The 19518-nt window shown below is 62.0% G+C and carries 20 protein-coding genes; 14 read left to right on the plus strand and 6 right to left on the minus strand.

Features of this window, described 5'->3' with window-relative positions; translation table 11 throughout:
• Nucleotides 1-7 precede the first annotated feature (7 nt).
• Entirely contained in the window at nt 8-532 is a 525-nt protein-coding gene (locus tag N1937_RS12345) for a DUF6428 family protein (RefSeq protein ID WP_260056257.1), read from the minus strand.
• A 50-nt stretch (nt 533-582) separates the two neighbouring features.
• Here N1937_RS12345 and N1937_RS12350 point away from each other — a divergent pair, with 50 nt between their 5' ends.
• From N1937_RS12350 to arsK, 7 genes are read left to right on the plus strand one after another with little or no spacing between them, the layout of a single operon-like run.
• Entirely contained in the window at nt 583-939 is a 357-nt protein-coding gene (locus tag N1937_RS12350; protein ID WP_222384170.1) for an ArsR/SmtB family transcription factor, read from the plus strand.
• A complete protein-coding gene (locus N1937_RS12355; protein WP_260056258.1) occupies nt 936-1466 on the plus strand; it encodes an arsenate reductase ArsC in 531 nt (176 codons plus the stop codon). Before N1937_RS12350 ends, N1937_RS12355 begins: the two co-directional genes overlap by 4 nt.
• Nucleotides 1466-1909 carry an arsenic resistance N-acetyltransferase ArsN2 gene (arsN2, locus tag N1937_RS12360; protein WP_260056259.1) on the plus strand — a complete coding sequence of 148 codons (444 nt, stop codon included), beginning with the start codon at nt 1466-1468 and terminating at the stop codon, nt 1907-1909. The genes N1937_RS12355 and arsN2 overlap by 1 nt, the downstream gene beginning before the upstream one ends.
• Before the next feature lie 43 nt (nt 1910-1952).
• Nucleotides 1953-2612 (plus strand): aquaporin, encoded by a 660-nt coding sequence (locus tag N1937_RS12365; protein ID WP_260058944.1) that lies wholly within the window; start codon nt 1953-1955, stop codon nt 2610-2612.
• Complete coding sequence (gene arsC / locus N1937_RS12370) at nt 2609-3037, plus strand: arsenate reductase (glutaredoxin) (protein ID WP_170261987.1); 429 nt, start codon at nt 2609-2611, stop codon at nt 3035-3037. The genes N1937_RS12365 and arsC overlap by 4 nt, the downstream gene beginning before the upstream one ends.
• On the plus strand, nt 3012-3737 hold the full coding sequence (gene arsH / locus N1937_RS12375; protein WP_311202813.1) for an arsenical resistance protein ArsH: 726 nt from the start codon (nt 3012-3014) through the stop codon (nt 3735-3737). The genes arsC and arsH overlap by 26 nt, the downstream gene beginning before the upstream one ends.
• Nucleotides 3734-4972 carry an arsenite efflux MFS transporter ArsK gene (gene arsK, locus N1937_RS12380; protein WP_260056260.1) on the plus strand — a complete coding sequence of 413 codons (1239 nt, stop codon included), beginning with the start codon at nt 3734-3736 and terminating at the stop codon, nt 4970-4972. Before arsH ends, arsK begins: the two co-directional genes overlap by 4 nt.
• 21 nt (nt 4973-4993) lie before the next feature.
• On the opposite strand, the gene N1937_RS12385 is transcribed toward arsK, so the two are convergent.
• From N1937_RS12385 to N1937_RS12405, 5 genes are all read right to left on the minus strand, one after another.
• Nucleotides 4994-5260 carry a hypothetical protein gene (locus N1937_RS12385; protein WP_170261989.1) on the minus strand — a complete coding sequence of 89 codons (267 nt, stop codon included), beginning with the start codon at nt 5258-5260 and terminating at the stop codon, nt 4994-4996.
• Between the two features lie 112 nt (nt 5261-5372).
• On the minus strand, nt 5373-7907 hold the full coding sequence (locus N1937_RS12390) for a mechanosensitive ion channel family protein (protein WP_260056261.1): 2535 nt from the start codon (nt 7905-7907) through the stop codon (nt 5373-5375).
• A 92-nt stretch (nt 7908-7999) separates the two neighbouring features.
• Nucleotides 8000-8551 carry a DUF924 family protein gene (locus tag N1937_RS12395; RefSeq protein WP_260056262.1) on the minus strand — a complete coding sequence of 184 codons (552 nt, stop codon included), beginning with the start codon at nt 8549-8551 and terminating at the stop codon, nt 8000-8002.
• Between the two features lie 228 nt (nt 8552-8779).
• Nucleotides 8780-9844, minus strand: coding sequence for a sensor histidine kinase (locus N1937_RS12400; RefSeq protein WP_260056263.1), 1065 nt, complete (start codon nt 9842-9844; stop codon nt 8780-8782).
• 277 nt (nt 9845-10121) lie between these two features.
• Nucleotides 10122-11567, minus strand: coding sequence for an MFS transporter (locus N1937_RS12405; RefSeq protein WP_260056264.1), 1446 nt, complete (start codon nt 11565-11567; stop codon nt 10122-10124).
• 570 nt (nt 11568-12137) lie between these two features.
• Between N1937_RS12405 and N1937_RS12410 the strand changes: the two genes are divergently transcribed.
• The 7 genes from N1937_RS12410 to N1937_RS12440 all read left to right on the plus strand — a co-directional run bounded on the left by N1937_RS12410 (nt 12138) and on the right by N1937_RS12440 (nt 19511).
• Nucleotides 12138-13463: an ABC transporter substrate-binding protein gene (locus tag N1937_RS12410; RefSeq protein ID WP_260056265.1), complete on the plus strand. Its 1326-nt coding sequence runs from the start codon at nt 12138-12140 to the stop codon at nt 13461-13463.
• 122 nt (nt 13464-13585) lie between these two features.
• Nucleotides 13586-14554 (plus strand): carbohydrate ABC transporter permease, encoded by a 969-nt coding sequence (locus N1937_RS12415; protein WP_017964729.1) that lies wholly within the window; start codon nt 13586-13588, stop codon nt 14552-14554.
• Entirely contained in the window at nt 14551-15504 is a 954-nt protein-coding gene (locus tag N1937_RS12420) for a carbohydrate ABC transporter permease (protein WP_170255216.1), read from the plus strand. Before N1937_RS12415 ends, N1937_RS12420 begins: the two co-directional genes overlap by 4 nt.
• Nucleotides 15501-15713, plus strand: a complete 213-nt coding sequence (locus tag N1937_RS12425) for a hypothetical protein (protein WP_162117324.1) — start codon at nt 15501-15503, stop codon at nt 15711-15713. The genes N1937_RS12420 and N1937_RS12425 overlap by 4 nt, the downstream gene beginning before the upstream one ends.
• A 3-nt stretch (nt 15714-15716) precedes the next feature.
• Nucleotides 15717-16814, plus strand: coding sequence for an ABC transporter ATP-binding protein (locus tag N1937_RS12430; protein ID WP_260056266.1), 1098 nt, complete (start codon nt 15717-15719; stop codon nt 16812-16814).
• Nucleotides 16807-17814: an ABC transporter ATP-binding protein gene (locus N1937_RS12435; RefSeq protein ID WP_162117326.1), complete on the plus strand. Its 1008-nt coding sequence runs from the start codon at nt 16807-16809 to the stop codon at nt 17812-17814. Before N1937_RS12430 ends, N1937_RS12435 begins: the two co-directional genes overlap by 8 nt.
• A gap of 53 nt (nt 17815-17867) precedes the next feature.
• Entirely contained in the window at nt 17868-19511 is a 1644-nt protein-coding gene (locus N1937_RS12440; RefSeq protein WP_170261997.1) for a dihydroxyacetone kinase subunit DhaK, read from the plus strand.
• Nucleotides 19512-19518 lie beyond the last annotated feature (7 nt).

The raw sequence follows: 19518 nt of genomic DNA on the forward strand, positions 1-19518 counted from the left end.
TGTATCCTTACGCGCAGCAGCCGCTCGCTGCCGATTGCGGCCCACAGCAGGCCGCTGCCTTGCTGTTTTCCTCTGCCAGCCAGCGATCGCGCGGCTTGCAGCTTGCCGGCCGCGGCGAAAGCGAAACATGGACAGCGCCGGCGCGAAGAACCGGCATCGCCGCGCAATAAAGCTGCATTGGCCGCACGCCGTCGCTGACTTCGAACGTCAGCTTCGCCGAACCATCCAGTTGCACGTGATCGGAAACCTTGCGGATGATTGCATGGAACTTGCCGGCCGGCATATGCGTGCGGTCGCCTTCCTCGATATCCCAGAGCTGGATGAAGATTTCCGCCCACGCTTCTGGATTGGCGCCGCAATCCAGGCCTGAGAATTGGCCGGCCTTGACCTCGGTGACATGATAGCCAGGCTTCACCGCCTTGCCGCCATAATAGAAAATCAGCGGAGAACCCTTGGCTCCGGTAAGCACATTGAGCAGCAGGCCGAGATCGATGTCGTTCTCTTGAATTTTGCTGTTGTCGATGACTTCCATTTGCGCTAATCCTCGCTTCAATGATTCAATGATTCAAGGATTATTGAAATATGGATCAGCGTCAAGCCCTCATCGCATTCGGCGCGCTCTCGCAGGAAACCCGCCTTCATATCGTCCGCATGCTCGTGGTTTCGGGTCCCGACGGCATGGCGGCAGGCGCGATCGCTGAGAAGGCGGAGGTCTCTCCCTCTAATATCTCCTTCCATCTGAAAGAGCTGGAGCGGTCGGGGTTGATCGCGCAACAGCGTGAATCCCGGTCGATCATTTACACCGCAAACTACGAGGCGCTTGGTGGCTTGGTTCGCTTTCTGATGGAAGATTGCTGTTCCGGGCACCCGGAAATCTGCGCACCCGCCGCGGAGGTCGCGGCCTGCTGCACTCCTAAAATGGAGGAGAAACTGCAATGACCACTGACCGTGCTTATAATGTGCTGTTTCTCTGCACGGGCAATTCTGCCCGCTCGATCCTGGCGGAATCCATTCTGGAGACCGAAGCCAGGGGTCGATTCAAGGCTTATTCGGCCGGTAGCCAGCCGAAGGGTGAGGTCAATCCCTATGCGCTGAAGGAGCTTGCGGCGCAGGGCTATCCAACAACCGGCTTCCGCTCGAAGAGTTGGAACGAGTTCGCCGAGCCGGGCGCTCCAGAGATGGATTTCATCTTTACTGTCTGCGACAGCGCCGCCGGCGAGGCCTGCCCGGTCTGGATCGGTCACCCGATGACCGCTCATTGGGGCGTCGAGGATCCCGCTGCCGTCGACGGCAGCGAAGTCGACAAGGGCCGCGCTTTCGCACAGGCCGCCCGATTCCTCAAGAGCCGGATCAGCGCCTTTTTGAGCCTGCCTCTTTCCTCGATCGACAAGCTCGCCCTGGAATCGCACCTGCACCAGATCGGCACGATGGAAGGCGCCAGCACTAAACAGCCCAAGGCGAGCTGATGAGTTTCGATTTGAACCAGCACTCCTTGGAAGGGCACGACGACAGACTTCGCGGCGCGCTCGCAGGCGCCGGGCTTCCGGTCGATGACCTCATAGACGCCGGCCGAAGCTTCTATCGGTTTTCACGTGGCGGCGAGACGGTCGGCTTCGGCGGGCTGGAACTCTATGGCGAGACTGTGCTCCTGCGTTCCATTGTCGTGCTGTCCGATCAGCAAGGCTTTGGCTTCGGCCATGCGATCACCCTTGGCCTGCTCGATCAGGCCCAAAGGAAAGGCGCAACCGCCGCCTATCGGTTGACAGAAACAGCCGCCCCCTTCTTTCAATCGCTCGGCTTTCGTCCGATCGGCCGCGATGAAGCGCCGGCCGAGATCCTGACGACGCGGCAGGCCGCAAGCCTCTGCCCGGCATCGGCCGCCCTGATGGTCCGGAGCCTGCCGGCATGAGCGCGCCGGTGTTCCCCCCGTCTCGACGACTGTCGCCGAAGCGATCGGCACGCTGCTGCTCGTAGCAACCGTCGTCGGCTCGGGCATCATGGCGGACAGCCTGACGGACGATACGGCGCTTGCGCTGCTCGGCAATACGCTGGCAACGGGGGCAATCCTCGTCGTCCTGATCACGATCTTGGGCCCGATTTCCGGGGCTCATTTCAATCCGGTCGTGTCGCTGGTGTTTGCGCTCCGGCGCGAACTGCCTGCCTCCTCCGTTCCCGCCTATATCACCGCGCAGATCGTCGGCGGCATTGCCGGAACCATGCTCGCTCATGCGATGTTTGCCCTTCCCGTGCTGCAGGCCTCGGAAACCGTGCGCACCGGCGGCGCGCAATGGCTCTCTGAAGCGACGGCAACCTTCGGCCTGGTCTTCGTCATCTTAGCCGGTGTGCGCTTTCGCGCCGACGCCGTGGCATGGCTGGTCGGCCTTTATATCACCGCCGCCTATTGGTTCACAGCCTCGACGTCCTTTGCCAATCCCGCCGTCGCGATTGCTCGATCGCTGACGCACACTTTTTCCGGGATCCGCCCGATCGATCTACCGGGCTTTATCGCCGCTGAAGTCCTCGGCGCCTTGCTGGCGCTGATGCTTGCGGGATGGCTGCTGATGGAGGCCCGCGGTCCTGAAACCCTCCCCAAGACGGAATCCGCCTCATGACCATAGATGTTACGATCTATCACAACCCCGAATGCGGCACCTCGCGCAACACGCTTGCGATGATCCAGAACGCCGGCATTGAGCCCAACGTTATCGAATATCTGAAAAACCCGCCGTCGCGGGAGCAGCTAATCAAGGTGATTGCAGATGCAGGTTTGAGCGTTCGCGAGGCGATCCGCGAAAAGGGCACGCCCTATGCGGAGCTCGGCCTCGACAACCCTGATCTTACCGACGAGCAACTGCTCGACGCGATGCTGAAAGACCCGATCCTGATCAACCGGCCCTTCGTCATGACGCCGCTCGGCACGCGTCTGTCGCGGCCGTCGGAACTTGTCCTCGAAATCCTGCCAGAAACGCATCAGGGCGCCTTCACCAAGGAAGACGGCGAGAAAGTGCTCGATGCCGGAGGCAAGCGCATTGTCTGATCTGCCTGCCATATCGCCAATGCATCTGCGTCAACCGGATGTGGACGCGCTCAGGCCGGCGTTCTCGACGCACAAGCCGCGCATCCTGATCCTCTATGGCTCGCTGCGAGCGGTGTCCTACAGCCGCTTCCTCGCACAGGAGGCCGCGCGGCTGCTCGAATATTTCGGCTGCGAAGTGCGCATCTTCAACCCCGAAGATCTGCCGCTGCCTGATGCGGCGCCGGCGAGCCACCCAAAAGTTCAGGAACTGCGCGAATGGTCGGCATGGTCTGAAGGCCAGGTGTGGGTCAGCCCCGAACGTCATGGCGCGATGACCGGCATCATGAAAGCGCAGATCGACTGGATTCCGCTGTCGGTCGGTTCGATCAGGCCGACGCAAGGCAAGACGCTGGCGGTGATGCAGGTCTCCGGCGGCTCCCAGTCCTTCAATGCGGTAAGCCAGCTCCGCATCCTTGGCCGATGGATGCGGATGATCGCAATTCCCAATCAGTCCTCGGTAGCCAGAGCTTTCCAAGAATTCGACGCGGACGGCCGTATGAAACCCTCGTCCTATTACGACCGCGTCGTCGACGTCTGCGAGGAATTGGTGAAGTTCACGCTGCTGACCCGTGATGCCTCGAACTATCTGACCGACCGCTACAGCGAGCGGAAGGAAGAAGTCGAAAAGCTCGAACAGCGCGTGAGCCTCAGATCCCTATGACAATCGTCAGCACCGAACGACCGCCGGTAGCGGCCATCGCCGCGCTCGGGCTGACGCAGATCATCGGATATGGATCGCTTTATTACAGCTTCAGCATCCTCGCCCCCGACATGGCCCGTGATCTGGGCTGGTCATCGGAATGGATCTTCGGCGCGCTCTCTGTGGCCCTTCTGATCGGCGGTCTGGCCGCACCTCTCATGGGCACGTGGATCGATCGCTTCGGCGCAGGCAGGATCATGACCTCGGGCTCGGCGATTGCCGCCGCCGCCCTCGTCGCCTGCGCCTTCGCGCCGGGAAAAATCGCTTTCGTCGTGGCATTGATCGGCATCGAGATCGCCTCGAACCTGGTGCAATATGGCGCAGCCTTCGCCCTGCTGGTGCAGATCAGGCCGCAGGTCGCCCAGCGCAGCATCACGTATCTGACCCTGATCGCCGGCTTTGCCTCAACCATATTCTGGCCGATCACCACGGCGCTACATGCGCATCTCTCATGGCAGAACGTCTATCTGATCTTCGCCGCGCTCAATCTCGTTGCCTGCCTTCCCATTCATGCCTGGCTCTCCCGTGGCGTCAGGCAAACCAGGAGACGGACCGGAGAGGAGGCTGCAAAACGCGTCGAGCCGAGCCTTCCGCCGTCGGTGCGCAGGCCGGCCTTTATCCTGATGGTGACGGGCTTTGCTTTGGAAAGCGTCGTGAACTCGGCACTTCTGGTTCACATGGTGCCTGTGATGTCGGCCCTCGGCCTCGGCGCCATGGCAGTGGTGGTCGGAACGCTCTTCGGCCCGTCACAGGTGCTGAGCCGCCTCATCAACATGGTCTTTGGCGAGAGCTTGTCGCAGGTGATGCTCGCGATCATTTGCGCCATCCTGCTGCCGACAGCCCTTGTCATCCTCATCGCCACCGCACCCTCGGTGCCCGGTGCGCTGGTCTTCGCCGTCGCCTTCGGCCTCGGCTCGGGTCTTAACAGCATCGTCTACGGAACCTTGCCGCTCGCGCTCTTCGGAAGCGATGGCTACGGCCGGCGGCAAGGACAAATCATGTCGGTGCGTCTCGTCGTCTCCTCGATGGCGCCGTTCGCGCTCGCCTTCCTGATGGGCAATCTCGGCGCATCGTGGTCGCTGTCGATCGCTGCATTGCTCGGCACCGTCGCCGTTGCCGCATTCTTCGCCATCATGCGGCTGACGCGCCCGGTTGTTGCCCGGCCGGAAACTGTTCCCAATCCCGGAGAAGCTTGAGCGCATTAATTACGACAAGCGCTACTTGACGACGGCCGAGCCCTTGACGATGTCGATAGTCTCGCCGCCGTCGAGCCCGATGCGGTCGCCGTCGGGCGTCGCCATGAAGCAGCCGGAAGCGCAGAGGTTTTCCGAAGCGCCGGCATCGACCACGACCTCGACGCGCTGGCCGCTCTCGGTGATGACGAGCACGACGGCGGCTGGATCGGTGTTGGTGATGGACGCCGCTTCAGCCGCGGGTGCGGCAAGCAGCGGGACAAGCAGAACGGCGGCAAATCTTGCCATCATGTGCGGTGGCGCTGGCGCGCCCTCCCCTCGAACGATCGGTGCTGCCCCCGGCAGCGATCCCGATAGTGGAGATCATGCACAGATAGCTGTGAATGATGGCTGAATGACCCGTTCAGCCTTTCAGATTGCCGTCCGCCGTCTTGCTGCGCAATTGCCGCACCGGCCGCTCTTCCTCCTCCATGAGCACATCCCCCGATTTTTCCTGCTCGTTGGGTTGATCCCTGCCTGCAACGGGAAGGACGGGAGGAGCGTCCCGATGGATAGTGAGATCGCTCCGCGGCAGCGGGATCTCGATGCCCTCGGCCCTGAAGCGCTGGAGGATCTCGATCCTCAGATTGTTGCGCACCGTCATGCCGTCGCCCATGTCGGCGAGGAAGAAGCGCAGTTCGAAATCCAGCGAATAGGGGCCAAAGCGCAGGAATTCGACATGCGGCTCGGGATTGCGCATGACGAGCGGTATCTTGGCGGTCAGTTCCAGCAAGATATCCATCACCTTCTGCGGATTCGCGTCGTAGCTGACGGAAACGGGAATTTCCGAGCGGCCGATCTTGTTGCGGTGCGTCCAGTTACCGACCAAGCCGTTGATCAGCTCCGAATTCGGCACGATGATCGACTGCTTGCGGAAGGTCTCAATCTCCGTGGCGCGCACCGAAATGCGTTTGACGATGCCTTCAGCCGTGCCGGAAACGACATGGTCGCCGACCTTGAACGGCCGTTCGACGAGCAGGATCAGGCCGGAGACGAAGTTGGAGACGATGTTCTGCAGGCCGAAACCGATACCGACCGAAAGTGCGGAGGCGACGAGCGCGAAGCTCGACAGATCGATGCCGGCCGCCGAAACGCCGATGATCGCCGCGATGCCGACGCCGAGATAGCCGATGCCCGTCTTCACCGAATTGCGCACGCCGAGATCGACATGGCTTCTGGCCATGACATTGCCGTCGAGCCAGCGCTGCAGCCAGCGCGTCAGCAGATAGACACCGGCAAACAAGAGGATTCCCGTGCAGATGCCGAGCAGCGAGATGCTGATGCCGCCGAGCCTGACCTCGGTGAACAACCTGTAGGCAAGAATCTGCAGGTCCTGCACATGGAAGCCCCACATCAGCAGGATCAGCGGGATGCCGACGAGAAGCGCCACCGCATAGATGGCAAGACCGACAAGCAGGCCGGCCTGGTCGATCGCCACCGGCCCGAGCTTGAAACGGCGCGTCAGGAAGCTTGCGAAGAAGGTGTCGCCGAAGCTTTCCTGCCTTGATATCGCCTTGCCGGAAAGCAGGCCGACATACATGGTGACGACGACGGCGCCGGTAATGATGAGCTGTGTGGCGACGAAGCGCGCGAGCCCGACATAACCGGTGAGCGCGGTGAGGATGAGGCCGGTGCCGACGATCCGCAGGATGATCGCCATGCCGCGCGGCCAATGCCTTCCCGGCGCATCGGGATCGCCGTTCTTCGCCAGCATCGGTTTTCCGAACGAGACCGCGATCAGGATCAGGCCGATGATCAGCGCGGCGATCAGGCTTCTGACCACGGTCAGCACCAGCGGCGAGCCCATCGCCTCGCCGATCGTGCCGAACAGATAATCGAGCGCGTTGACGATCGCCATTGCCAGCAAGCAGTAGCCGATCGAGCGCGCGCCGAGATTGGAAAGCCGAACGAGGCGCCAGCGCGGTTCGTGCGGTGCAAAGATGGCATTGACGAAGCGGCCGACGAAATAGACGAGGCCGATCGCCCCGAACAGCGCGCCGATGACAGGTGCGATGTCGGGCCTCAGCACATTGAACCCGTTAAGGAAAAAGAACGAGGTGACGAGCAGCACCGATAGCGCCAGCGTGCGGATCAACGTCGACCAGAAGGCGATCGACAGCCGGCCGATATAGGAGGGGTTCTCGACAGCCTCGTCGCGCTGCAGGTAGGAGCCGAATAGCCGGTAGCTGCCGGAGAGAAGGATCAGGGCCGCGGCAAGCGACAGGAAGATCGCGGCAAACATCGGGAAACGCTTGAATTTCCAGACGAAGGTGGCCCAACTGGACAGGGCCTGCGAGAATTCTCTGGCCTCGTGCACGAAGGCGCTGGCGGCATCGTCGAGCACCGAGACCGAAATCTCGGTCCGCCTGAGCAGCGTATCGGCAAACAGCCGCCGCCGCATCTCGGTGATCTCGTTGACGAGCTTCGTCACCGTGATCGACAGGTTTTCGGCATCGCCCGTCAGCGCGTTGATCTGCGCGCGTTCGGCGGCGAGCGCGTTGCGCTCCTGGGTGACGATCTCGGCTTCAGGCGGCTGCCCGTCCTTCGGCGGATCGCCGATCTCGGCAAGCCGGTTCTTGATCTGGTCGAAACGCGGCCTGAGATTGACCGATATGGTGATAACGGCGCGGCTGAGTTCATCGGCCTTGGTCGCAAGCCCGACGAGGGCGTCGTCATTGTCGGCATTCTGTTTGACGCCGTCCTGAAGCGCCGTCAGTTGGACCTTCGCCTTGTCGATCTCCTTTGTCGCCTGGTCGAGCGGGCTATCTGCAAGCGGCGCCTGCGCGGACGCCGGTGCCTGCGGCTCCTGCGCGAAAGCCGCAGCACCGTTGAAATGCGCGCCGGCAACCGCCAGCATCAGCAGAAGAATGGTGCGAAGCAGGATCGGTCTCAGCCGCAAAAGCGCCTCCGGGAAAGGTTGTCATCGGAATAGAATGCCAGCTTGTCTTAGTAAAGAAAGGCGACAGAAAGGCGGAAGCTCCCTGGAAAGACTTAGAAACCGGCGCCGGGCTTGGAGAGATAGTCGCGTTCCCCCGCCGTCGACTCCCGCCCGAACATGGCATTGCGGTGCGGAAAGCGGCCAAAGGCAGCGATCACGTCGCGGTGGCGGATCGCATAATCGAGATATTCTTCATCGCCAAGCGCGGCGAACAACGCTACCGATCGCTCCTGTTCGCCAAGGTCTTCGGCATGTTCGAAAGGCATGTAGAAAAAGGTGCGGCACGCGGCTTCTACCAACAGATCGGCGCCGGATGCCAGTGCGAGTTTGGCTTCGCGAAGCGCCAACCCGTCGGTCGCAACGGCAAGCGCCGTGCCGCGATAGATATTGCGGGGAAACTGGTCGAGCACGATCACAGCCGCCAGCCGGCTCTCCGCATCCGCCCGCCATTCGGCGCCAACATCCGCTGCAAGGGCCAGATGGGTGTCGCGAAAGACCGTGCTGATCTCCGCGTCGAGGTCAGGCGTCGCGCGGAACCACAGCTCCCGGCCGCATCTGACGAACCAGAAATCATAGACTTCGCGTGGCGTACGAATAGTCGTCATGCTTTCTCTCCCCTAGCGTAAAGCTTGTTAATGCGGCGTCTGCAAACTATTGTAAATATAGGGTAAACGGCGTGGCGTGAGGCCCCCTCATCCAGCTGCCGCCACCTTCTCCCCGAGGGGAGAAGAGACTTGCGGCAGCGCCTCGTTCCCCCTTCTACCCAGCGGGGAGAAGGTGCCGGCAGGCGGATGAGGGGGCTGCAAACTCAGCGCCCGGACAGGGAAAATCCCCTACTTCCCCTCATCCAACGAAAACACCAGCGTCGCCTTGGTTCCGTCGTGGCCGGGGTCATAGGCGAAATCCGATTTCAGGCTGGCGGCCATTGCTGTCAGAATGCGTGTGCCGAGGCCCGTTCCTTTCGCCGGGCTCGACGGATCGAAACCCGCGCCGTCATCCTCGACGATGACGCGTAATGCGCCATCTGTCTGGTCGACCATGACGCGGATCTCGCCCGGCACGCTCTCCGGATAGGCATATTTGAAGGCATTGGTGACGAGCTCGCTCACGATCAGCCCGAGCGTAATCACCTTGTCGGTCGCCAGATTGACCGGTTGCGCGGTAAGTACGATGCGGTGCGGCCGCTTGTCGTCGCGCATCGAGGTTTCGAGTTCGGTGAGCAGGCTGTCCAGATATTCGTCGACCTGCACCGAGCCGACCTGGCGGTTGGTATAGAGCCGGCGGTGCGCGCTGGCGATGGCGTTGATGCGCATCTGCGTTTCGTGCAGCGCGTCGATCGCCACTTGGTCGGTGGTCATCGAGGATTGCATGCGGATCAGCGCGCCGACGAGGCCAAGGCTATTAGCGATACGGTGATTGACTTCGGCGAGCAGCATTTCGGCAAGGTCGCGCTGCTGGCGGATCATCTCCTGCGCCTGCGCCGTCTCGCGGCGAAAACGCGTCCGCTCCAGCGCCTGTTCGAGGGCGGCGGCCAGCAGGTCGAAATAGTCGGCCGAGATCCCTTTGAGCATGTAATCGTCGGCGCCGGCCTTCAGCGCCGCGACCGCGATGCTGATATCGTCCGAACCCGTCGCATAGATGACCGGCGGGTGATCCGGCATCGCCGCGATGCTGGGCAAAATATCGAGGCCGGTCTCGCCAGCCAGGACATGATCAAGCACGACGGCGTCGATACCGCCTTCGCCCAGTCTCGCAAGGCCTGCAGCGCCGCTCTCGGCCCACTCGACCGAAAAGCCGCGCCGACGGAGGTTTTTCTGCATCAGTAGAGCAAGCCCCTCGTCGTCGTCGATATAGAGGATGTGGATCAGGGCATCCGCATCGCCGCTAGAATTGTTCATTCCGTCTCCCGGCGTTCTCTCGCAGCGACGACCGACCGCAAGCGTCCGAGTCGTCCGCATCGCAATGTCGTATTGCATTGGCCGCCTGGGGTAAACAGCGGTTGTCCCTCGCTCTTGTCGCAGGCGGCGCGGAAGGAGGATGTCGGGAATCCGGCATTTTCAGAACATGACCCTAGCTGGCGAGCATCCCTATGGAAGCCGTTGAAGGAGATGGGAAAACGAAAACCTGAAATGAGATGCATCAACGCCAAGCGACCCGTTTGGTTCCGTGGATAAGCTAATTTTTCTGGAATTTCCGATGACCCGATACTTCGGCTCCAGCCTCCGCCGGCAATTGCAGGAAGCGCAGCGATGAGACGACGCCGATCACGCCGACTACGATGAAAGCCCAGCGGAAATCGGCAAGGACGGGATTGCCGGCGCCCCTGAGAGCAGAGGCGATGTTGAGCACGGCCGCCGCCACTGCCACGCCGAGCAGCATCGATACCTGCTGCAGCATGCTCGACAGCGTCGAGGCCGAGCTTCGCTGCGCGGGGCCGATATCGGCGAAGGCGAGTGTGTTCAGCGCGGTGAATTCCATCGACCGTGAGAGACCGGCGAGAAAAAGCAGCGCATGGATGAAAAACGGCGGCGTCGTCGGCGACAGGAAACCGCAGGAGACGATCGAAAGCGCGGCGATCAGCCCGTTAACCCCAAGCACGGTACGAAAGCCGAAGAAGCGCAGCAGCGGCGTCGTCACCGCCTTCATGCTGAAATTGCCGAGGAAATAGACGAGCAGATAGGTGCCGGCGGCAATCGAGCTCAGGCCGAAGCCGAGTTGGAAGAGCAGAGGCAGCAAAAACGGCGTCGCATTGATCGCCATCCGGCAGGCCGTGCCCGCCGACAATGTCGACATCGAGAAGGTCTGGATGCGGAAGGCCGAAAGGTCGAGCAGCGGATTGTCGACGGCGAGGAAATGCCGCGTCGCCATGACCGACAGCACGATGCCCGCCGCCAGCATTGATATCACGGGCAAAAGCCCGCCGTCCCATTTGACCGAGAGTTCGAGGGCGGCGAGCAGGAAGGTCAGCCCCGCAGCGCTCAGCATAAAGCCCACGAGATCCAGCCGGCCGGGATTGGTCTCGCGCTGCTCCGGCACGAAGCGCAGCACCAGCGCCATGCCGACAATGCCGATCGGGATGTTGATCAGGAAGTTCCAGTGCCAGCTGGCATAGGTGGTGACGAAGCCGCCGAGCACCGGGCCGAGCACCGGCGCCGTCAGTGCCGGCCAGGTGATCAGCGCGATCGCCTGGACGAGTTCCGACTTGCGGGCGTTCTTGAGCACGATGATGCGCCCGACCGGCGTCATCAGTGCACTGCCCGCGCCCTGGATGGCGCGCCACAGCACGAATTCCGCAAGGCTGCCGGACAGCCCGCAAAACAGCGAGGCGCCGGTGAAGACGGCGATCGACATCAGAAAGATGCGGCGCGCGCCGAACCGATCGCCGAGCCAGCCGGACAGTGGAATGAAGGCGGCCATCGTCAGCATGTAGACGGTGATGCCGATGCTCATCGACACCGGCTGCACGTTAAAGCTTGCCGCCATCTGCGGCAGCGAGGTGGTGACGATCGTGCCGTCGAGGATCTGCATGAAGAAGGAAACGGCAACGACCAGTGCCACGATCTTCGCCTGGCGGCCGCCTTCGGCCTCTTGCACATTCTCGCTCGTCTCTGCCGTGGTCATCGATCTGCCAATTAAAATTCCGGATGACGCGGCAGGGAAACGGGAAGGAAGCCGATCGGAGATCTGCCGCGCGGGCGAGCGCGGACTTGGTAAGCCGCGCACTGGCTGAATACGCCCGTTGCATCCGGCCGGAAAGGCTAAATCTCGCACTACGCAGGAATATTCCCGATGCGGCTGGATAGCTGACCGCTATCGACCCAAGAAAGGATTCAAGAAAAAGGCCCCACCGAAGCGAGGCCAAGCTTGAACCGCTCCGGGGAAAAGCAGGAGCGGCGTGCAGTCCATATCGTGCGATCGATGTCGCAGCGAGGCCAGATGTCGCTGCATCGGTACGCTCGCCAAAGATTTTTTCGCGATCTGCCGAAAAAAGATCGGCCCCAAAACTATCTGCCCATGTGGCGCGACACCTGTCGCATTGCAGCAACGAATGGCGCTTGCAATGTTTATAAAAATTGGTATCACTAAACATATTGCTAAACATGATGATTGAGGAGTTCATGTGAGCATTCTCTGAAGTGGGTGAACATGCTACGCCGGCGGGGAGCCGGCCCTTGGTTCTGGGAGGAACTTATGCAGAAAACATCGAAAGCCCTTTTCGGGCTGGCCACGGCATTCGTCATGTCGTCGGCATTGCCCAATCTCGCCAAAGCCGATGAACTGACGCTGTGCTGGGCCGCATGGGACCCCGCCAATGCGCTCGTCGAGCTGTCGAAGGATTTCACCGCCAAGACCGGCACGCAGATGAAGTTCGAATTCGTTCCCTGGACGAATTATGCCGATCGCTTCCTCAACGAGCTAAATTCCCACGGCAAGCTCTGCGATCTCATCATCGGCGACAGCCAGTGGATCGGCGGCTCGGCCGAGAATGGCCACTACGTCAAGCTCAACGACTTCTTCGACAAGGAAGGCATCAAGATGGATGACTTCGTGCCGGCGACGGTCGTCGGCTACTCGGAATGGCCGAAAAACACCCCGAACTACTGGGCGCTGCCCGCCATGGGCGACGTCGTCGGCTGGACCTACCGCAAGGACTGGTTCGAGAAGCCGGAACTGCAGAAAGAATTCAAGGAGAAATACGGCCACGATCTCGCAGCGCCGAAGACCTACGACGAGCTGAAGCAGATCGCCGAATTCTTCCAGAAGCGTCAGATCGACGGCAAGACCGTCTACGGCGCCTCGATCTATACCGAGCGCGGCTCCGAAGGCATCACCATGGGCGTGACCAACGTGCTCTACGATTGGGGCTTCCAGTACGAGAACCCGAAGAAGCCCTATGACATGGAAGGTTTCGTCAACTCGGCCGATGCTGTGAAGGGCCTCGAATTCTACAAGTCGCTCTATGATTGCTGCACCCCGCCCGGCAGCTCCAACGTCTACATGGTCGAATCCGCAGACGCCTTCAAATCCGGCCAGGTCGCCATGCAGATGAACTTCGCCTTCACCTGGCCCGGCCTCTACAAGGACGAGAAGGTCGGCGGCAAGAAGATCGGCTTCTTCCCCAATCCGGCTGAAAAGGCCCACTTCGCCCAGCTTGGCGGCCAAGGCATCTCGGTGGTCTCGTACTCCGACAAGCGCGATGCCGCCCTGCAATACATCAAGTGGTTCGCACAGCCGGACGTGCAGGCCAAATGGTGGGAACTCGGCGGCTTTTCCTGCTTGAATTCCGTCGTCAACGCGCCAGGCTTTGCCAAGAGCCAGCCCTATGCCCAGGCCTTCCTGGACTCGATGGCGATCGTCAAGGACTTCTGGGCAGAGCCGAGCTACGCCTCGCTGCTGCAGGCCATGCAGAAGCGCGTTCACAACTACGTGGTCGCCGGCAACGGCACCGCCAAGGAAGCGCTCGACGGTCTGGTGAAAGACTGGAGCGACGTCTTCAAGGACGACGGCAAGATCTGACGCGTGGCATCCCTGATGCGCGCCATCCTCGACAGGATGGCGGCCCGGATCGGCAGACGAGCCGGGCCGCCAGATCTCTCATACCCCAAAAGACCCGTACCCCAAAAAGACCAGGTGAAGACTTGACCATTTCCCATTCCTCCATCGTCGAGAAGGCGGCCGATGCAACCGCGAGGGCAACGCCTTCCTCGGTCGCCCGGCGCGTCCGCGGCCTTTCCGACAGGGCGATCGCCTGGCTATTCATTGCCCCTGCCATCACCCTGCTGCTCGCGATCAACATCTTTCCGCTGCTTTGGGCGGTCTATCTCTCCTTCACTAATTACCGCGCCAATCGGCCGAATGCGCCGGTCGTAGGCGTCGGCTTCGGAAACTACCAGCGCGTTCTCAACGATCCCGATATCTGGCAGGCGATGCAGACCACCGCGCATTTCGTCTTCTGGACGATTGTACTGCAGACGGTGATCGGCTTTACGCTCGCCTATCTGATCGACCGCAAGTTTCGCGGCCACGCCTTCTGGACGACGATCATTCTGATCCCGATGATGCTGTCGCCCGCCGTCGTCGGCAATTTCTGGCGCTTTCTCTACGAGCCGCAGATCGGCCTCTTCGCCTATGCCGTGTCGCTGGTCACAGGCATTCCGACATCGGATATCCAGATGCTCGGCAACGTTACGCTGGCGCCCTGGGCGATCATCATCGTCGATACCTGGATGTGGACGCCTTATGTGATGCTGATCTGCCTCGCTGGCCTGCGCTCGATCCCCGATTATATCTATGAGGCGGCCGAGGTCGACCGTGCCTCGCCCTGGCGGCAGTTCTGGTCGATCACCGTGCCGATGGCCCTGCCTTTCATCATGCTTGCCGTGCTTTTCCGCGGCATCGAGAATTTCAAGATGTTCGACATGGTGACGCTGCTCACCGGCGGCGGGCCGGGCTCGATTACCGAGGTCGCCTCGATCACGCTGAAACGCGCCGCCTTCGAAAGCTGGGCGACCGGCCGGGCCTCGGCCTTCGCCATCATCCTCTTCGTCGCGGTGTTCGGCCTCGCCAACATCTACGTCAAGGCATTGAACAAGGTGAAGCAACGATGAGCGCCGCCAACTCAGCCCATTCGGTCGTCGAACCGAGCCTGTCCAGCAAGCGCATCGCCGGCACCATCGTCGTCCTCTATGCGCTGATCACCCTCATCCCGCTCGTCTGGATCTTCCTGACCAGCATCAAGTCGCCGCCGGATTCGATCAGCTATCCCCCGAAGATCGTCTTCACGCCGTCGCTGGAAGGTTATTGCAACCTGTTCACCACGCGCACGCGCCAGACGCCTGATTATATCGCCTCGCTGCCGGCGCCGGTCGGCACCTGCGATGAGGTGACGCGCAAGCGCAACATGGTGATCGCCGGCCCATCGAACTTCCTGCCGCGCTTCGTCAATTCGCTGGTGATCGCCTTCGGCTCCACCTTCCTCGCGGTCTTCCTCGGCACCCTCGCCGCCTATGGTTTTTCCCGCTTCAAGATACCGCTCGCCGACGACCTGATGTTCTTCATCCTGTCGACGCGCATGATGCCGCCGATCGCCGTCGCCATCCCGATCTATCTGATGTATCGCGAACTCGGCCTGTCGGACACGGCCTTTGGCATGATCCTGCTTTACACCGCCGTCAATGTCTCGCTCGCCGTCTGGCTGCTCAAGGGCTTCATCGACGAAATCCCGCGCGAATACGAGGAAGCGGCAATGATCGACGGCTATACGAGGCTGCAGGCCTTCCGCAAGGTCGTGCTGCCGCAGGCAACCACAGGCATCGCCGCCACCGCGATCTTCTGCCTGATCTTCGCCTGGAACGAATATGCCTTCGCCGCGCTTCTGACCTCGGGCGAGGCCCAGACCGCGCCGCCCTTCATCCCGACGATCATCGGCGAAGGCGGGCAGGACTGGCCGGCCGTCGCCGCCGGCACGACAATTTTCCTGATCCCGATCCTGGTCTTCACCATTCTATTGCGCAAGCAGCTGCTGCGCGGCATCACCTTCGGAGCCGTCCGCAAATGACCCACCTGATCGAAACACGCACTCCTGCTCGCCCGAAACGGCCGTTCTTTCTGCGACGCGGCCCGATGGAGACCATTGCCACCGTGCTGATCGGACTCGGCTTCCTGATGCTGTTCCAGCCCTTCCTGCTGGTGCTCTACACCTATTCGCTGGTGACACTGCTCGCAGGCACCGTCATGTTCATCATCGTCTCGAAATTCCCGGAGTGAACCATGGCGGACATCCGGATCGAAAATCTCCGCAAGGAATTCGGCAGCTTCGTCGCCGTTCAGGATTCGAGCTTCACCGTCCATGACGGCGAGTTCCTGGCGCTTCTGGGCCCCTCCGGCTGCGGCAAGACGACGACGCTTCGCATGATCGCCGGCCTCGAGCTGCCGTCGAGCGGCAAGATCTATCTCGACGGCGAGGACGTCACCTTCAACCGCGCCAGCGCCCGCGACATCGCCTTCGTCTTTCAGCTCTTCGCGCTCTACCCGCATATGAACGTGCGCAAGAATATCGGCTTCCCGCTGCTGTCGCAGGGCATGCCCAAGCCCGAAATCCGTCAGCGTGTCGAGGAGACCGCGCGTCTGCTGCAGATCGACCATATTCTCAACCGCTCGGTCTCCGGTCTTGCCGGCGGCGACCGGCAGCGCGTGGCGCTCGGCCGCGCCATCGTCCGGCGCCCGAAATGCTTCCTGATGGACGAGCCGCTCGGCACGCTCGACGCCGAATTCCGCGAGATCATGGTTCACGAGCTGCGCGAATTGCACAACCGCATCCACGCGACCACCGTCTACGTCACCCACGACCAGCATGAGGCGATGGCGATGGCCGACAAGATCGCCGTCATGAACCATGGCATCATCGAGCAGTTCGGCACGCCGCAGGAGATTTATGCCAAGCCCGCGACCATGTATGTCGCCGATTTCATCGGCTCGCCGTCGATGAACTTCATGCGCTTCACCTCCAGCCTGAAAAGCGGCGATCGCTCCATCCTGCTCGACGGCGTCGATGTCGCCGTTCCCGAGATCCACCAGGACATGGCCCAAAGCCAGCTGGCGCTCGGCGTGCGGCCGGAGCATATCCGCTTCAGCGACGCCTCGGCGCTACGCGGCGCCGTCTATGGCAGCGAATATCTCGGCACCAATCAGGTCGTGGCTGTGGAAACCCCGGGCGGCATGATCAAGGCCCGCGTTCCCGCCAATCGCAGCTTCCAGATTGGCGAAAGGGTCGGCCTCGAATTCAACCCGGCGAAACTCGCGCTCTTCGACTGCACCTCGGGCCGCGCGGTCCCATCCTCGCTTTATCAGGAGACCCGGCATGGCTGATGTCGTCCTCAGGAACCTCGCCAAGCGCTTTGGCGACACCCAGGCTTTGGCCGACCTCGATCTTTCGATCCGCGACGGCGAGTTCGTCGTGCTGCTCGGTCCGACAGGCGCTGGCAAGACCACGACGCTGCGGTTGATCGCCGGCCTCGAAAAGCCCGATAGCGGCCGCATCGAGATCGGCGGCCGCAATGTCGCCACTGAGGCACCCGCCGAGCGCGACGTCGCCTTCGTGTTCCAGCAATATTCGCTCTATCCGCACATGACGGTTTACGAAAACCTCGCCTTCCCGCTGAAGGCGCCGGTCCGCAAGCTGAGTGCGCAGGAGATCGACCGGCGCGTGCGCGAAGTGGCGCGCATGGTCCGGATCGACCACAAGCTGGAAAACCGCTCAACCAGGCTTTCCGGCGGCGAGATGCAGCGTGTCGCGATCGGCCGGGCGTTGGTGCGCAAGCCGGCGATCTACCTAATGGACGAGCCGCTCTCCTCGCTCGACGCCAAGCTGCGCGCCGAACTGCGCCTGGAGCTGAAACGCATCCAGAAGGAACTCGGCTCGACGCTGCTCTATGTCACCCACGATCAGGTTGAAGCCATGACCATGGCCGACCGCATCGGCATCGTTGCCGAGGGACGGCTGATGCAGGTGGGAACGCCGCGCGAGATCTACGGCAATCCAGCCAACCTGCATGTCGCGGCCCGTCTCGGCCAGCCGCACATCAATCTTCTGCCGGCGGACCTCTTGCCGGGCGGCGGGCCGCCGCCCGGCACGAAGACCGTGGGCGCCCGCACGGAGCATCTCGATATCATTGTCGGCAAGGACGCCAATGCCGAGATCGACTGGATCGAGCATCTCGGTGACCAGAACCATCTGCACATCAGAGTCGGCAATCACAAGCTCGTCACACTTGCAGATCCATATCTGGCGATCGCGCCGGGCGACCGGATCAGCCTGACGCTGCGCGATCCGCTTTATTTCGATGCGGCTGGACAGCGCCTGTCCTGACCGGCAAACAGACTTGATGATGGCATGAAAAACAAACAGACGGGTCTCAATCGATGAAACACTTCTTCAACCGCAGGGAAAGCATCGTCACCGAAGCCTTGGACGGTCTGCTTCTGACGAGCAGCAAGGGTCGTCTTGCCCGCCTCGACAGCTTTCCCGACATCAAGGTGATCCTGCGTGCGGACTGGGACAAGTCGAAGGTGGCGATCATCTCAGGCGGCGGCGCCGGCCATGAGCCCTCCCATGCCGGCTTCGTCGGGAAGGGCATGCTGACGGCTGCCGTATCCGGCGAAATCTTCGCCTCGCCGAGCGTCGATGCCGTGCTGACGGCGATCCGCGCCGTGACCGGCGAAAAGGGCGCCCTGCTGATCGTCAAGAACTACACCGGCGACCGGCTGAATTTCGGCCTTGCCGCCGAAAAAGCGCGCGCCGAGGGCTTCGACGTCGAGATGGTCATCGTCGCCGACGATATCGCCATTCCCGGCATCAACCAGCCGCGCGGCGTCGCCGGCACGCTGTTCGTTCACAAGATATCGGGCTATCACGCCGAAAAGGGAGAGGACCTGAAGACGGTGGCAAGCCATGCCGCGGCAGCCGCCGGTGACATCGTCTCGCTCGGCATGTCGCTCTCCACCTGCAGCGTGCCCGGCCAGGCACATGAGGATCGCCTGGGCGAAAACGAAGGCGAACTCGGCCTCGGCATCCATGGCGAGCCCGGCGTCGAACGCATCACGCTGCAGCCGGTCGTCGATATCGTCTCCACCATGGTGGCACGCCTGTCGCCTGCGCTGCACAAAGGGGCAAATTATGCGCTCCTCATCAACAATCTCGGCGCAGTGCCGCCGCTCGAAATGACCATCATTGCCAAGGCCGTTCTGTCCTCCGCACTTGCCGATCGCATCCGGCTGATCATCGGGCCTTCGCCGATGATGACCGCGCTCAACATGAACGGCTTCTCGCTGTCGCTGATCCGGCTGGACGCCGTGCGCGAGGCCGCGCTGACGGCAGCGGTCGAGCCGCATGCCTGGACGCCGGCCGTCGAACGCCACGAGATCGAGGTCATCGCCGCACCGAGAACATCAGGCGGACTGGACAGCGCCAACGGCACGGCCGGAGAAAATGATCGCAACCGGCGCCTGATCACGGCGCTCTGCGAGCATTTGATCTTGCAGGAAAGCGACCTCAACTGGCTGGACGGCCGCGTCGGCGATGGCGATACCGGCTCGACGGTGGCGACGGGCGCCCGCAGCGTGCTGGCCCGCCTCGACACGCTGCCGCTCGACCGGCCGGCGGCAACGCTTGCCTCGCTCGGCGATATCCTCGGCACCAGCATGGGCGGATCGAGCGGCGTGCTGCTGTCGATCTTCTTCACCGCCGCAGCAAAGGCGATGGCTGACAAGGCCGATATATCAGCCGCTCTTCTTGCCGGGCTCGACAGGATGACGTTCTATGGCGGAGCCGCGGTCGGCGACCGGACGATGGTCGACGCGCTGTCACCTGCCTTGCAGGCGCTTGCATCCGGCGATGTCGTCGCAGCGGCAAAGGCAGCGGCAGCCGGTGCCGAGTCGACGAAGACGATGATGAAGGCGAGAGCCGGACGCGCCTCCTATGTCGGCGAAAGGGATCTGGCGGGCGTTGCAGATCCCGGCGCCGTCGCGGTTGCCGGCGCGTTCGGCGTGGTGGCAAGCCTCGCCTGACCGGAGT

The organism is Rhizobium sp. WSM4643 (assembly GCF_025152745.1).
GTDB classification, from domain to species: Bacteria; Pseudomonadota; Alphaproteobacteria; order Rhizobiales; family Rhizobiaceae; genus Rhizobium; species Rhizobium leguminosarum_I.

Coding starts and splice junctions, on each gene's coding strand:
- N1937_RS12345 (WP_260056257.1), bottom strand. CDS start 532: ATGGAAGTCATCGACAACAGCAAAATTCAAGAGAACGACATCGATCTC.
- N1937_RS12350 (WP_222384170.1), top strand. CDS start 583: ATGGATCAGCGTCAAGCCCTCATCGCATTCGGCGCGCTCTCGCAGGAA.
- N1937_RS12355 (WP_260056258.1), top strand. CDS start 936: ATGACCACTGACCGTGCTTATAATGTGCTGTTTCTCTGCACGGGCAAT.
- arsN2 (WP_260056259.1), top strand. CDS start 1,466: ATGAGTTTCGATTTGAACCAGCACTCCTTGGAAGGGCACGACGACAGA.
- arsC (WP_170261987.1), top strand. CDS start 2,609: ATGACCATAGATGTTACGATCTATCACAACCCCGAATGCGGCACCTCG.
- arsH (WP_311202813.1), top strand. CDS start 3,012: ATGCCGGAGGCAAGCGCATTGTCTGATCTGCCTGCCATATCGCCAATG.
- arsK (WP_260056260.1), top strand. CDS start 3,734: ATGACAATCGTCAGCACCGAACGACCGCCGGTAGCGGCCATCGCCGCG.
- N1937_RS12385 (WP_170261989.1), bottom strand. CDS start 5,260: ATGATGGCAAGATTTGCCGCCGTTCTGCTTGTCCCGCTGCTTGCCGCA.
- N1937_RS12395 (WP_260056262.1), bottom strand. CDS start 8,551: ATGACGACTATTCGTACGCCACGCGAAGTCTATGATTTCTGGTTCGTC.
- N1937_RS12400 (WP_260056263.1), bottom strand. CDS start 9,844: ATGAACAATTCTAGCGGCGATGCGGATGCCCTGATCCACATCCTCTAT.
- N1937_RS12405 (WP_260056264.1), bottom strand. CDS start 11,567: ATGACCACGGCAGAGACGAGCGAGAATGTGCAAGAGGCCGAAGGCGGC.
- N1937_RS12410 (WP_260056265.1), top strand. CDS start 12,138: ATGCAGAAAACATCGAAAGCCCTTTTCGGGCTGGCCACGGCATTCGTC.
- N1937_RS12420 (WP_170255216.1), top strand. CDS start 14,551: ATGAGCGCCGCCAACTCAGCCCATTCGGTCGTCGAACCGAGCCTGTCC.
- N1937_RS12425 (WP_162117324.1), top strand. CDS start 15,501: ATGACCCACCTGATCGAAACACGCACTCCTGCTCGCCCGAAACGGCCG.
- N1937_RS12430 (WP_260056266.1), top strand. CDS start 15,717: ATGGCGGACATCCGGATCGAAAATCTCCGCAAGGAATTCGGCAGCTTC.
- N1937_RS12435 (WP_162117326.1), top strand. CDS start 16,807: ATGGCTGATGTCGTCCTCAGGAACCTCGCCAAGCGCTTTGGCGACACC.
- N1937_RS12440 (WP_170261997.1), top strand. CDS start 17,868: ATGAAACACTTCTTCAACCGCAGGGAAAGCATCGTCACCGAAGCCTTG.